12 protein-coding genes and 1 pseudogene are annotated in these 13259 nt (G+C 64.1%); 5 read left to right on the forward strand and 8 right to left on the reverse strand.

Annotated features, from left to right (window positions below; genetic code table 11):
- Nucleotides 1-32 precede the first annotated feature (32 nt).
- From JQK88_RS24430 to JQK88_RS24440, 3 genes and pseudogenes are all read left to right on the forward strand, one after another.
- Nucleotides 33-566, forward strand: coding sequence for a DUF934 domain-containing protein (locus JQK88_RS24430; protein ID WP_203279686.1), 534 nt, complete (start codon nt 33-35; stop codon nt 564-566).
- 96 nt (nt 567-662) lie between these two features.
- Nucleotides 663-2270, forward strand: a complete 1608-nt coding sequence (locus JQK88_RS24435) for a GMC family oxidoreductase (RefSeq protein ID WP_203279687.1) — start codon at nt 663-665, stop codon at nt 2268-2270.
- 194 nt (nt 2271-2464) lie between these two features.
- A pseudogene (locus tag JQK88_RS24440) lies at nt 2465-3084 on the forward strand (DJ-1/PfpI family protein).
- 48 nt (nt 3085-3132) lie between these two features.
- Here JQK88_RS24440 and JQK88_RS24445 read toward each other — a convergent pair.
- Nucleotides 3133-4155 carry a fatty acid desaturase gene (locus JQK88_RS24445; protein WP_192259171.1) on the reverse strand — a complete coding sequence of 341 codons (1023 nt, stop codon included), beginning with the start codon at nt 4153-4155 and terminating at the stop codon, nt 3133-3135.
- A gap of 83 nt (nt 4156-4238) precedes the next feature.
- Nucleotides 4239-4439: a hypothetical protein gene (locus JQK88_RS24450; protein WP_192259170.1), complete on the reverse strand. Its 201-nt coding sequence runs from the start codon at nt 4437-4439 to the stop codon at nt 4239-4241.
- A gap of 238 nt (nt 4440-4677) precedes the next feature.
- Here JQK88_RS24450 and grpE point away from each other — a divergent pair, with 238 nt between their 5' ends.
- Both grpE and JQK88_RS24460 read left to right on the forward strand, forming a co-directional pair.
- Entirely contained in the window at nt 4678-5307 is a 630-nt protein-coding gene (gene grpE / locus JQK88_RS24455; protein WP_192259169.1) for a nucleotide exchange factor GrpE, read from the forward strand.
- 133 nt (nt 5308-5440) lie between these two features.
- Nucleotides 5441-6073 (forward strand): trimeric intracellular cation channel family protein, encoded by a 633-nt coding sequence (locus JQK88_RS24460; RefSeq protein WP_203279688.1) that lies wholly within the window; start codon nt 5441-5443, stop codon nt 6071-6073.
- A gap of 101 nt (nt 6074-6174) precedes the next feature.
- Here the strand turns inward: JQK88_RS24460 and olsB are convergent, their stop codons facing one another.
- The 6 genes from olsB to JQK88_RS24490 form a co-directional block, all read right to left on the reverse strand.
- A complete protein-coding gene (olsB, locus tag JQK88_RS24465) occupies nt 6175-7050 on the reverse strand; it encodes a l-ornithine N(alpha)-acyltransferase (RefSeq protein WP_210285015.1) in 876 nt (291 codons plus the stop codon).
- 176 nt (nt 7051-7226) lie between these two features.
- Complete coding sequence (locus tag JQK88_RS24470; RefSeq protein WP_192259167.1) at nt 7227-9518, reverse strand: response regulator; 2292 nt, start codon at nt 9516-9518, stop codon at nt 7227-7229.
- A gap of 144 nt (nt 9519-9662) precedes the next feature.
- A complete protein-coding gene (gene acuI / locus JQK88_RS24475) occupies nt 9663-10652 on the reverse strand; it encodes an acrylyl-CoA reductase (NADPH) (RefSeq protein ID WP_203279689.1) in 990 nt (329 codons plus the stop codon).
- Between the two features lie 82 nt (nt 10653-10734).
- Nucleotides 10735-11223, reverse strand: a complete 489-nt coding sequence (gene lspA / locus JQK88_RS24480) for a signal peptidase II (protein WP_192259165.1) — start codon at nt 11221-11223, stop codon at nt 10735-10737.
- Complete coding sequence (locus tag JQK88_RS24485) at nt 11220-12077, reverse strand: TrmH family RNA methyltransferase (protein WP_203279690.1); 858 nt, start codon at nt 12075-12077, stop codon at nt 11220-11222. Before JQK88_RS24485 ends, lspA begins: the two co-directional genes overlap by 4 nt.
- A 34-nt stretch (nt 12078-12111) precedes the next feature.
- On the reverse strand, nt 12112-13188 hold the full coding sequence (locus JQK88_RS24490) for an RsmD family RNA methyltransferase (protein ID WP_203279691.1): 1077 nt from the start codon (nt 13186-13188) through the stop codon (nt 12112-12114).
- Nucleotides 13189-13259 lie beyond the last annotated feature (71 nt).

The raw sequence follows: 13259 nt of genomic DNA on the forward strand, positions 1-13259 counted from the left end.
ACTTTCGATTTTTGGGGCTTTAGGAATTTCTGATGACTGAACAGACGACACCGGAGACCCGGCTCTGGACCCCGACGGGTTTTCGCGAGGACGAGTGGGCGCATGCCGAAAGCGCCGATGCGCTGGCGGGCAACGGCCGCTTTATCCTGCCACTGCAGGCGTTTCTCGGCCTTGATGCGGAGGTGCGGCGCTCGGCAAAGGAGCGGCTTGGCGTGGTGCTGCAGCCAGGCGACCAGCTGGAGAAGATCGCCGATCTGCTCGACCAGCTGTCGCTGGTGGCCCTGGCCTTCCCGGCCTTCAACGACGGCCGCTCCTTCTCCAAGGGTGAGCTGCTGCGCAGCCGTTACCAGTTCGAGGGCGCCGTCCGCGCCACCGGGCAGGTCCTTGTCGACCAGCTGCCGCATATGCTGCGGCTCGGCTTCGACGAGTTCGAAATATCGAACCCAGTGCTGTTGAAACGGCTTGAAGAAGGCCGTATCGGCGGGCTGGGGTTGTATTATCAGCCGACCGAAGCGACTGAGCCGAAGGGGCCAAAATACTCCTGGCGGCGGCTGCGGGACAACTGACGTAGCGGTACTTCCGCGTGCCTTTACATCAGTCTTGATAGGGCTTTCTCTTGGCTGTCCAGACGGAAACATCCGCGGGACGCCAGGGAGGAAGCCATGGATTTCGACTATGTCATTGCCGGCGGTGGCTCCGCCGGCTGCACGCTTGCCGCACGGTTGTCGGAAGATCCATCCGTTACCGTCTGCCTGATCGAAGCGGGCGGCGAGGGCAGGAACCTGCTCATCCGGGCGCCGGCAGGCATCATCGCACTGCTGCCCGGCCGGCCGAAGATCAACAATTGGGGATTGCAGACGGTGCCGCAGCAGGGGCTCGGCGGTCGCAAGGGTTACCAGCCGCGCGGCAAGGCGCTTGGCGGCTCCAGCGCCATCAATGCCATGCTCTACACGCGCGGCCACCATGGCGACTATGACGAATGGGCCGGCCTCGGTTGCCAGGGCTGGTCGTGGAACGAGGTGCTGCCCTATTTCAAGCGCGCCGAAGGCAATCAACGCGGCGTCGACGCGCTGCATGGCGGCGACGGGCCGCTCAGGGTCGGCGAACAGCAGGAGCCGCGCCCGATCGCGCGCGCCTTTGTCGAGGCTTGTGGCGAAAACCAGATCCGCCGCAATGACGATTTCAACGGGCCGGAACAGGAAGGGGCGGGGCTTTATCAGGTCACGCAATTCTGGGGTGGGGACCGAAATGGCGAACGCTGCTCGGCAGCCGCCGCCTATCTGCATCCGGCAATGAGCCGGCCGAACCTCACCGTGATCACCGGCGCGCATGCCACCGGCATTGTGCTCGACGGCAGGCGCGCCACCGGGGTTCGGTACCGCAAGGGCAACAGCGAGGCCGTGGCCAAGGCCAGGCGCGAGGTCATCGTCTGCGGCGGCGCCTTCGGCTCGCCGCAGCTCCTGCTGTTGTCCGGCATCGGTCCGGCCGACGAGCTGGCCGCGCACGGCATTGTCGTTGCCCATGAGCTGCCCGGTGTTGGCAAGAACCTGCAGGACCATCTCGATTTCATCCTGGCGTGGACATCGAAGGATGCCGACATGATGGGCATCGGCGTGCGCGGTCTGCCTGGCCTCGTTAGGCACATGCTGCGCTGGCGCAGAAACGGCACCGGCATGATTGCCACGCCCTATGCGGAAGGCGGCGCCTTCCTCAAATCCGATCCGGCGATCGACAGGCCCGATCTGCAGGTGCATTTCTGCATCGCCATCGTCGACGATCATGGCCGCAAGCTGCATCTGGGCTACGGTTTTTCCTGCCATGTCTGCGTGCTTCGGCCGCATGCGCGCGGCGAGGTCGGGCTGTCGAGCCCGGACCCGCTGGCGCCGCCGCGCATCGATCCGCGCTTTCTATCCGACGAAAGGGACGGTGACCTGCTGCTCAAGGGTGCCAGAATGATGCGCGCCATATTGGAGGCGCCGGCGTTGGCAAAGTACCGTGACAAGGAGATCTATACCGCCGGCGTTTCCAGCGATGCCGAGCTGATGGCCCATATCCGCGCTCGCGCCGATACGATCTATCACCCCGTCGGCACCTGCAAGATGGGTGTCGATGCGATGGCCGTCGTCGATCCGCAGCTTAAGGTGCGCGGGCTACAGGGGCTGCGTGTCGTCGACGCCTCGGTGATGCCGACACTGATCGGCGGCAATACCAATGCGCCGACCATCATGATCGCCGAAAAGGCGGCTGATATGATCAGGGCCGCTGCCTGATTTCTCGCCTCGTGGTCGGACCAACTTTGCTGTTTCTCGCTGGATGCGCTGATGAGCCGACCAACTCACGTCTAGCAAACCCAATCTGGTCAGACCAATTGTGCGATTTGGGCTTTTCCTTTCGCGAGCCTGCCCTTAGGATAGGGCCATTATTTCGTGATCCGAAATAATGGCCAGCAAGGGAGGAGACCGGCATGGCAGGCAAGAAGATATTGATGCTCGTTGGCGAGTTCAGCGAGGAGTATGAGATTTTCGTCTTTGAACAGGCCATGCATGCGGTTGGCCACACCGTCCACGTCGTCTGTCCCGACAAGAAGGCCGGCGACATATTGAAAACCTCGCTGCATGATTTCGAGGGCCACCAGACCTACACCGAAAAGCTCGGCCACGATTACATCTTGAACAAGACGTTTTCCGAGGTCGATCCGGCGCAATATGATGCCGTCTATGCCGCCGGCGGGCGTGGTCCCGAATATATCCGCATCGACAAAAGGGTGCAGGCGTTGGTCAGGCATTTCCACGAGACCGGCAAGCCGATCTTCACCATCTGCCATGGTGTGCAGATCCTGATCGCGGTCACGGCGTGGTGCGCGGCCGGGAAGTCGCGGCGCTGCAATATTGCGAGCCGGAGGTGACGCTGGCCGGCGGCATCTACATCGATGTCGCGCCGACCGGCGCCCATGTCGACGGCAATCTGGTGTCGGCCAAGGGTTGGCCCGGCCTTGCCGCCTTCATGCGTGAATGCCTGAAGGTGCTTGGCACCGAGATCCGCGATGGCAAGGCGCTGATGCGCGACGAGCGCAAGGCCGCCTGAGCTGCTCTTGGATAAAATCCCGCCGCGCCTCTGGCGCGGTGGATTACTTCAGGCCATAGCCCGCGCTTCGCGAAACGAGATCAGCTTGCGGCGCTGTTCGTCCCACAGCGCCAGCTTGACGCAGCGCAGGCTGTCGAGCAGCGTGACGCGGCCGATGCCGCGCAGTTCCGGATAATCGCGCAGCACTTCCTGCAGCCGGTAGCCCGGCACCTTGGCCGAGAGATGGTGGACGTGGTGGACGCCGATATTGCCGGTGAACCAGTTCAGCACCGCCGGCAGGTCGTAATAGGACGAGCCGTGCAACGCGGCATGCTGGAACTCCCACTCTTCGTCCTTTGCCCATTCCGTCTCCTCGAACTGGTGCTGGACGTAGAATAGCCAGATGCCGGCGGAACCGGCGAGGACAACGATGGGCAGATGGACGACCAGGAAAGCGCCGGGGCCGATCCACCAGATGAGGAGGGCTGCGGCAATCGCAATGGCTAGGTTTGTCGTCATCGACGACACCCAGGGCGTCAACCCGCCGCGCATCATGCCAATCGGCAGCCTTTGTTCGAAAATGAACAGCCAGATCGGCCCGAGGCCGAACATCACCAGCGGATGGCGGTAAAGACGATAGGCAAGGCGCCCGCGCCATGACAGGCGCCGGTATTCGGCCAAGGTCAGCGTGCGGATGTCGCCCATGCCGCGTTCATCAAGATTGCCGGCGCTGGCATGGTGCACCGCGTGGGCGCGCCGCCAGCAATCATAAGGCGTCAGCGTCAGCACGCCGAGCGCGCGGCCGATCCAGTCGTCGGCGGTGCGGTTGGCGAAGAAGGAGCCGTGGCCGCAATCGTGCTGGATCATGAAGATCCGCACCAGAAAGCCGGCGGCGGGAAGGATGAGGATCAGGCCCCACCAATGGCCGTAGGAATAGGCGGCCGAAGAGAGCGCCCACAGCGTGGCGAAAGGGATGAGGGTGATGGCCAGTTCTAGGCTGCTGCGCCGCCGGTCAGGCTTCTTGTAGCGCGCCAGAATCTTCAACCAGGCGCGCTTGCTGTTGGCGGCCGTCTCGGGGGAAATCATGTTCATCAGGAAGCATAGGCGGGGCTTGCCGCTGCCGCAAGGCAAGCTCACGCAAAATTACTGCGCGTAATTGTCGCGCGATTGCGTCGCTATTGCCGGCGTTGACCGCCTGCCACGCTGGCTTCTATGCCGTCCAGACGGTTGAGCAGATCCCGAAAATGCTCCGGAATGTCGGCCTCGGTTCGGAATGCCGGCAAGCTACGCAGGAAGCGCTTCGTTGCCTCGGTGCCGAACTGGCGCTTGATATCGGCGGCGAGCTCTTCGCTCCTGTCGCCCTTGTTGCCTGTCATTGTCCCAAAATCCTGTGTTGGCTTCGAAACTCCTCCAGCCACGGATGGTTCCCCCATAGCGGGGTATTGGCAAGCAAAGCCCGCAATCGCGGTAAAATTTGAATTAATTTCGAAAGACCTTCGCGATCCGTGCCAAGGTCCTCCGAACGGCCCCAAGCATCGCTTGCCCCTTGATTTTTGACCGCCAAACCTCGATATCGGGCGCAAATCCAAACCATTCGAATGACGGGAAACGGCGATGAGCGACCAGGCAAAAGACGAACGCGCGCCCGAGGATATCGAAACGGCCGAGGCCGAGCGCACGCAAGGCGGCATCGACGGCGACTATGAAGCGCTGGTGCGGCTGCTGAAGGAAAACGAGGAACTGAAGGACCGCGCGCTGCGCGTCGCGGCCGAGATGGAGAATCTGCGCCGCCGCACCGCCCGCGACGTGCATGACGCGCGCGCCTATGCGGTGGCCAATTTTGCCCGCGATATGCTGTCGGTGTCGGACAATCTGCGCCGCGCACTCGATGCCATCCCGGCCGAGGCCAAGGCAGCCGGAGATGCCGGCTTCAGGGCGCTGATCGACGGCGTCGAGATCACCGAGCGCGCCATGCTGTCGGCGCTTGAGCGGCACGGGGTGAAGAAGCTTGAGCCGGAAGGCGAGAAGTTCGACCCGAATTTCCACCAGGCGATGTTCGAGGTGCCCAATCCCGATGTGCCGGCCAACACCGTGGTCCAGGTCGTGCAGCCGGGCTATTCGATCGGCGAGCGCGTGCTGCGGCCCGCCATGGTCGGTGTCGCCAAGGGCGGCCCCAAGATCGCGGCAGCCGAGGCGCCTGTCGAACCAGGCCCGGTGAACGAGCAGGCCGAGAAGGATGCGTAAATAAGGCATTAGGGGAGTAAGGCAGTAGGGCAGTAGGGAAGTAGGGCAGCAGGGAAGTAGGGAAGGGAGCCGTACCAGTGGTGCGGCTTCGTGCTAAACATACTGCCCTACTGCCTTACTCCCCTGGTCTGCCATGAATCCCATCGACCTCCTCGACTATGCTGGCGTCGCCGTCTTTGCGGCGACCGGGGCGCTGGCGGCTTCGCGCAAGCAGCTCGACATTATCGGCTTCCTGTTCCTGGCCAGCGTCACCGGCATCGGCGGCGGCACACTGCGCGACGTCATCCTCAACCTGCCCGTCTTTTGGGTCGGCAACTCGGGCTATGTGCTGATCTGCGCGGCGGTTGCGGTGCTGGTCTTCTTCATTGCCCACCGCGTCGAATCCCGCTGGAAATGGCTGCTCTGGCTCGATGCCATCGGATTGGCGGCCTTTTCGGTGATGGGCGCGGCCAAGGGGCTGGCGATCACCGGTTCCCCGGTCGTCTCCGTCATTATGGGCGTGCTGACCGCCACATTCGGCGGCATCCTGCGCGATCTGCTGGCCGGCGAGCCGTCGGTGCTGCTGAGGCCCGAAATCTACGTCAGCGCGGCGCTGGCGGGCGCCGGCCTCTACACGCTTGGCGATCTTATCGAATTGCCGCCGGTCGCCTCGGACCTTGCCGGCTTTGTCGCGGCTTTCCTGGTGCGTGGCGGCGCGCTCAAATTCGGCTGGACGTTTCCGTCCTACAAGAGCCGGCCGGGACGGCGGCCGGAGGATATTCCGTAAGAGGGAAGTGAGTAGGGATTAGTGAGTAGGGAATAGTCAGTAGTCACGAACCCCGGCAGCCTTCACTACTGCCTACTGCCTACTGCCTACTGCCTACTGCCTCACGCCGCAAAGCGCTGCGCTTCGCCGCCATAATAGTTGACGTAGCGGGCGCCGATTTCCTTGACCGGCATCACCACGAACACATCGACGGTGGAGAATTCGCGGTCGATGACGCAGCCGTCGCCGATGCGGGCGCCGACGCGCAGATAGCCCTTGACCAGCGGCGGCATGGCCGCGATCGCCGCCTTGGCGTTTACCGCCTCGATCGGCATCAGGTCCATCGAGCAATAGCGCCCGGACACAGCCCGCACATCCCAGGCTGAGTTGGTGCGGCAGTGATGGGCAAGATAGGTAAGCGCCTCGGCATGCGCCGCCGGCACCGTGCCGTGGAACGAGGCACAGCCGGTCATCACACCGATCTCATAGTGCTTGATATAGGCCCAGATGCCTTGCCACAGCGCCTCGATGGTGCGCTTGGAGCGGTATTCCTTAAGAACGCAGGAGCGGCCGAGTTCAAGGAAGCGCTGTCCGGGATGACGGGCAATCAGCTTTGTCAGCTCGAACTCGCCTTCGGAATAGAAGCCGCCGGCGGTCGCTGCGATTTCTTGCCGCAGCAGCCGATAAGTGCCGACGATGCGGCGATGCTCGGGTCCGGAAATCGAGGTGTCCAGCACCAGCAGATGGTCGCAGAGCGGGTCGAAACGGTCGGCGTCGCGCCGATCCTGTGCCTGGAACAGGTCCTTCCTGGCGCCAAGCTCGTCATAAAATACCCGGTAGCGCACTTCCTGCGCGGCAGCGATCTCGGCTTCGTTGCGGGCAAGCCGCACTTCGAGATTACCGATCCGGCCCAGCGGTGCGCCTGTTGCGACGGCATCGGCGTTACGCGCGGCGAGCAAAGCACCGCCTGCGTTGGGCCGAGTGTCACATTCCGGCATAACTGTATGCACGAGTGATTCTCCTTCGAGCCATCCCTCTTGGCACGGGGATACGGTGTAGGTGCAACAGGATTGTGACAGTACCGTGATACGGCGCAGCGGGCAATACTTCGTCGGCTGGCGAAAACCCTCAACCGGCTACCTTACGTGACGGCAGAGAGCACGTTGGGGCGGCCTCAGGCGGCCACCTGGCCTTCGACGGCATGGACCAGCGCGTCGGGGTCCAGCGGCTTGGTGACGAAGCCGCTGGCGCCATGGGCAAGCACTGTGTGGCGGGTCTTTTCCTGGCTGTCGGCCGAAAGCACCATGATCGGAACCGGCGGCACGGCCATTTCTTCCTCGTGGCGGCGGATGGCCGCGATTGCGTCCAGCCCGTCCATAACCGGCATGTGCAGATCCATCAGCACCACGTCGAAACGGTGTTTCAGCCCGGCTTCGGTGATTGCCTCGACCGCGGCCTTGCCGTTGCCGACGACTTTGACCCGATGCCCTGCCTTCAAAAGCGTGGCGCGGGCCAGCATGGCGTTGATGTCGTTGTCTTCGGCGATCAGCACCGACAGGCCTTGATGGCGCGTGCCAGCGGCGCGAAGCGACGACGCGCCGCTTTTTTCCGGCTTCTTGGGCAGGGGTAAAGCAGGAGCATGGCTGGTCAACAGCACGCGCAGCAGCGTTTCGCCGCGCACCGGCCTTGCCAGGAAGGTGGCGTAGCCGCTGGCGCGAAATTCGCCAAGCATGCCGCGGTCGGTCGGCGCGATCAGCGTGATCGCCTCACAATCGGCAAAGCCGCTCTGGCGCAGGCGTTTGAGCAGCCTGCCGTCGCTGTCTTCCATGGCGGCGTCGATCAACAGCGCGTCGCAATGTTCGGCGAAAGGCGTCGCCTGGGAAGCGGTCGCGGCCACATCGACGGCGCCGCCATGGGCGCGGATGGCACGAGCGATAGCATCGGCCTCTACAGCGTTCTTCGACACGATAACGGCGCGCCGGCCAACGAGGATATTCTGCCGGTTCTGCGGCGCTTCGGTGGCCCCTGTGGCCGGGATTTCGAAGACGAATTCAGATCCCTCGCCAAGCCGGCTCGACACCGAAATGGCGCCGCCCATGGCCGTCACCAGTCGTCTCGATATGGCAAGGCCGAGGCCGGCGCCGCCATGGGTGCGGGTCGAGGTGCCGTCGGACTGTTCGAATTCCTCGAAGATGCGCTCCATATCCTCTTCGCGCAGGCCAGGGCCGGTGTCGGCCACGGTGAAGCAGATGCGGTCGCTGGTCTCGGTGCGGGCCCGCGCGACCGAGACCAGCACGCCGCCGGTGTCGGTGAACTTGATCGCGTTGCCGATGAGGTTGAGCAGCACCTGCCTCACTCTTCCCGGATCGGCCATGATCATCTGTGGCACGTCGGGCTCGACATGACAGCCGAGGCCGATGTTCTTGGCGAAGGCTTTCGCCGCCATCAGTTCGATGATGTTGTCGGCAATCTCGCGCAAAGATGTCGGCTGCGGCTCCGGGTCGAAGCGACCGGCTTCGATCTTGGAATAGTCGAGCAGGTCCTCGATGAGCGCCAAGAGGGCGCTGGCCGAGGTCGAGACGGCGGCGACATAGGTGCGCTGCTCCGGCGACAGATTGGTGTCGGCCAGTAGCTTGGCCATGCCCATGATGCCGTTCATCGGCGTGCGGATCTCATGGCTGACGGTGGCGAGGAAGCGCGACTTGGCTTGGCTGGCATATTCGGCGCGCTCCCGCGCGGTGATGAGCGAGGATTCGGCACGTTTGCGGGCGGTGATGTCGCGCGCAATCGCCCGGTGCGAAACGGCGCCGCTGTCCTTGTCGCGCACCGACAGCTCGATCCACGAAAACCAGCGCGGACCGTTCGGCGTGCGGATGGAGACGTCGGTGGAACTCAGGCATTCGTGATCCGAAAAGGCGGCGTCGGGAACGACCCCGACATCGATGCCGAGGTCTGCCAGCGTCCTGCCTGCAAGATCGCGCTGATCGGTTCCGACGAGGCTGGCGAAAACCTTGTTGGCATAGACGATGTGGCCGTCGCGGTCGCGGTGGACGACGAGGTCGCCGAGCGCATCGATCAGCCCGCGAAAGCGCTCCTCGCTCTCCTGCATCTCCCACATGCGGTCGGCCAGCGTCTCGATCTCGGCGCGGCTGCGGGCTGCGGTTTCGTCGAGCAGGGCGGTCGCGCGGTGGACGGTGTGGCGGTTGCGCAGGTGCATGGCGACGCCGCCAAGGCCGGTCGCCAGCAGGCCGAGCGTGATGAAGATCGGCGCGCCGGTGAGGTGGGACAGGCCCGCAAGCACGACACTGGCGACCACGGTCAAGAACAGCAGGCCCTCGTGCGTGGCGCGCGGAAAATCCGGCGCCAGCGGCGGTGGGACAACATGCTGCCGCTTCGGCGTCGCCGGGCTCGGCCCGTCGATGCTTTCGGCACGGTTCTTCTCTTTCCTGGCGGACTCCGCGATCATGCGGAAATCCTTGCCAGATAGAGATTATGGAAAAGCGCGGCGGATCGTTCGAATTTTAGCGGTCATGCATTTTTGGCGGTTTTCCGCATCTCATGGTCTTTTCCGAAAACCGGATTCCAATTTTCGGGATCATGCTTCGGGAGCTCACATATCCACCACCACGCGGCCCCTGATCTTGCCGTCGACGATGTCGTGGGCGGCGGCGATGATGCCGTCGAAGCCGATTGTCGTCGACAGGCCGGCGAGCTTTTCCAGGTCGAGATCGGTGCCGATCCGGCGCCAGGCTTCCAGGCGCACCGCCTTGGGCGCCATCACCGAATCGATGCCAAGCAACGAGACGCCACGCAGGATGAAGGGTGCGACGCTCGACGGCAGATCCATGCCGCCGGCCAGGCCGCAAGCGGCGACCGCGCCGCCATAGGCGGTCATCGACAGCACATTGGCCAGCGTGTGGCTGCCGACGGCATCGATGCCGCCGGCCCAGCGCTCCTTGGCCAGCGGCTTGGCCGGCTGGGACAGTTCGTCGCGCGAAATCACTTCGGCGGCACCGAGGTCGATCAGATAGGGGCTTTCGGCGTTGCGGCCCGTCGAAGCGATGACATGGTAGCCGAGGCTGGACAGGATCGAGACCGCGACCGAGCCGACGCCGCCGGCCGCGCCTGTCACCACCACCGGTCCGCGGTCGGGCAGGATGCCGTGCCGCTCCAGCGCCATGACGCACAGCATCGCCGTATAGCCGGCGGTGCCGACCGCCATCGCGTCGTGGGCGCTGATGCCGTCGGGCAACGGCACCAGCCAGTCGCCCTTGACACGGGCGCGCCCGGCATAGGCGCCGAAATGCGTTTCGCCGACACCCCAGCCGTTGAGGATGACCTTGTCGCCCTTGCGCCAGTCGGCATGCGAGGAGGAGATCACGGTGCCGGCGAAGTCGATGCCCGGCACCAGCGGCCAGCGGCGGATCACCGGCGCCTTGCCCGTGATCGCCAGCCCATCCTTGTAATTGACCGTCGTCGCCTCGAGCGCGACGGTGACATCGCCTTCCATCAGATCGGTTTCGCTGAGATCGACGATTTCGACCGACTGCTTCTTGTCGGCATCGCGCGAAACGAGGATGGCTTTGAAGGTCTCGGACATTTTTTCTCCTCGGTCAGGCAAAGGCTGGCCGGAGTGTGCGGCGACCGTCCGGCTAGGTCAATTGGTCAAAAGAGGCGGGCGTTCAAGCGTCGGGGCTCTGCGGATTGGCCTCGCGCCGCCAGCCGATGAACTCGTCGAAGACGATCAGCACGGCGCCGACCGAAATGCAGGCGTCGGCGAGGTTGAAGACGGCGAAGGACCATACCGGCGTGTGGAACAGTATGTAATCGATGACGTGGCCGTAGACGGCGCGGTCGATCAGATTGCCGAGCGCCCCACCGATGATCAGCGCAAAGCCGATGCGGGCCAGCACATGGCCGGCCGGGGTGCGCGTCGCCAGATAAAGCACGAAGGCGACGACGAGAACGGCAATGACGACCAGGCCGGTGTCGCCGAAGGACGAGAACATCGAAAAGGCAATGCCGGTGTTGTAGGTGCGGTAGAGCGCCAGGAACGGCACCAGATCGAGCTTTTCCTGGAAAGCGAGGCCGGTTTCGACCAGATGCTTTATCCATTGGTCGAGCGCGATTGCCGCTACCACCAGCAGCGCGTAGGGGGACCATGATTTCACGATTTAGCGTCCTCGGGAGCAAGCTTCAGGGCGCCGCGCCGGATCTCGAACAGCATGACGCCGGTGGCGACCGCGAGGTTGAGTGAATCGGCGCGGCCGGACTGCGGAATCCGGAGCAGCCGGTCGCAGCTTTCGGCCAGATTGTCGGGCAGGCCCTGCTGTTCATTGCCCATCATCAGCAGCACCGGACCCCTGGAGAAATCGACCGAGCGGTAATCGACCGCGCCTTTCAGATGGGTGCCGACGACGAGGCCTGAGAAGCTGTTTCGCCAGGCCAGGAACGCTTCGGACGTGGCCCTGGTTACCGGCACAGCGAAGATCGAGCCCATGGTGGCGCGTACGGTTTCGACGGAGAAAGGATCGGTGGTCTCGCCGACCAGGATGACTCCTTTGGCGCCGACAGCATCGACGGTGCGGATGACGGTGCCGAGATTGCCGGGGTCGCGCACCCGGTCGAGCGCCACCCAGACATCGCCGTCGTGGGCGCGGATGTCCTTCAACGGCAGAAGTTTCTGCTGGAAGACGCCGACCACCATTTGCGGATTGTCGCGGCGGGTGATGGCGACCAGCACCTTTTCCGACACTTCGAGCACGGTGCCGCCGGCGGCAACCGTGCGCGCCGCTACCTTTTCGACCGCCGCATTGCCACGACCGGCCTTGGCGAAGACCAGCGTCTTGATCGACCAGCCGAGGTCGAGCGCGTCGATGACCAGCTTCAACCCTTCGGCCATGAAGGCATTCTGCTGGTCGCGGAATTTCTTCTGGGCGAGCGCCTTGATGTCCTTGATCAACGGGTTGGCGAGGCTGGTGACTTCCTTCACCTGCCCCGGCGCGCCGGCGTGCCGCTCATTCATCCATGACTCCCGGGCATTCAGCTCCCCCGGGCATTCAGGCCACCCAGCGCGAAAACAGCGATGTCGACAGCGCCCGGCCGGCGGATTGCTCGCGGATGATCAGTTCACCTGATTCCACCGTGCCGCCCATGCCGGCAAATGTATCGCGCATCAGGGCGTGGATGGCGAAGAAGGAGGCGCGGATCGAATAGGCGGTCAGCACCACCGCCAGCGGCTTCGGCGTCAGGATCGCGCGGCAAAGGTCGGTCAGGCCAGGCAGGTCCTCGAACAATTGCCAGACCTCGCCCTTGGGGCCGCGACCATAGGCGGGCGGGTCGAACAGGATGATGTCGTAGCGGCTGCCGCGGCGCTCCTCGCGCTCGGCGAATTTCACCGCGTCGTCGACGATCCAGCGGATCGGCTTGCTGCCGAGGCCGGCCATTTCCTGGTTTTCGCGGGCCCAGCCGATCGCCTTCTTCGAGGCATCGACATGGGTGACTTCGGCGCCGGCTCGGGCTGCTACGAGAGAAGCGAGCCCGGTGTAGCCGAACAGGTTCAGCACCTTGACCGGGCGCTTCGCCGCCACGATCTGGCTGGCCATATGGTCCCAGTGCGAGGCCTGCTCGGGGAAGACGCCGACGTGGCGAAACGAGGTGAAGCGGCCGAGATAATCGATGCCGTCATGCTTCATCGGCCAGGTCTCGCCAAGCGGCGTTTTTGGAAAACGCCAGCGGCCGATGCCCTCCTCGTCGGTGTCGCCGGTGAAGATGGCGTCGGCGCGGTCCCAGTCCCTTGCCGGCAAGGCCTTTTGCCAGATCGCCTGGCCTTCGGGCCGCACGATGCGGTAGGGGCCGTATTGTTCGAGTTTTTCGCCGGCGCCACTGTCGAGCAGCGCATAATCCTGATTGGGCGCTACTTCGAGGATCACCGGCAGGCGTTCGGCGGGCAGGGCGCCGTCGCGACGCGCAAGCACGCGCGGCGCCGGCTTCGGATCAAACCGGTCGTCCGGTTTCGTTTCGTGGCGCTTGGCTTCCGGTCGGACTGGCGCAGCGGCTGGCTGCGGCCGCACGTGTTCGGCCCTGCCCTTTGCGGGCGGACGGTTGTCGCGGCGTTTGTCGCGAAAAGACTTCAAGCAGGAACGTCTCCGGAGGCGGCAGGCCGCTTTTGACATAGGGTCACCGGCTGCGCAAACAAAATGGTCCA

It is taken from the genome of Mesorhizobium caraganae (genome assembly GCF_016836705.1).
Taxonomy (GTDB): Bacteria; Pseudomonadota; Alphaproteobacteria; order Rhizobiales; family Rhizobiaceae; genus Mesorhizobium; species Mesorhizobium caraganae.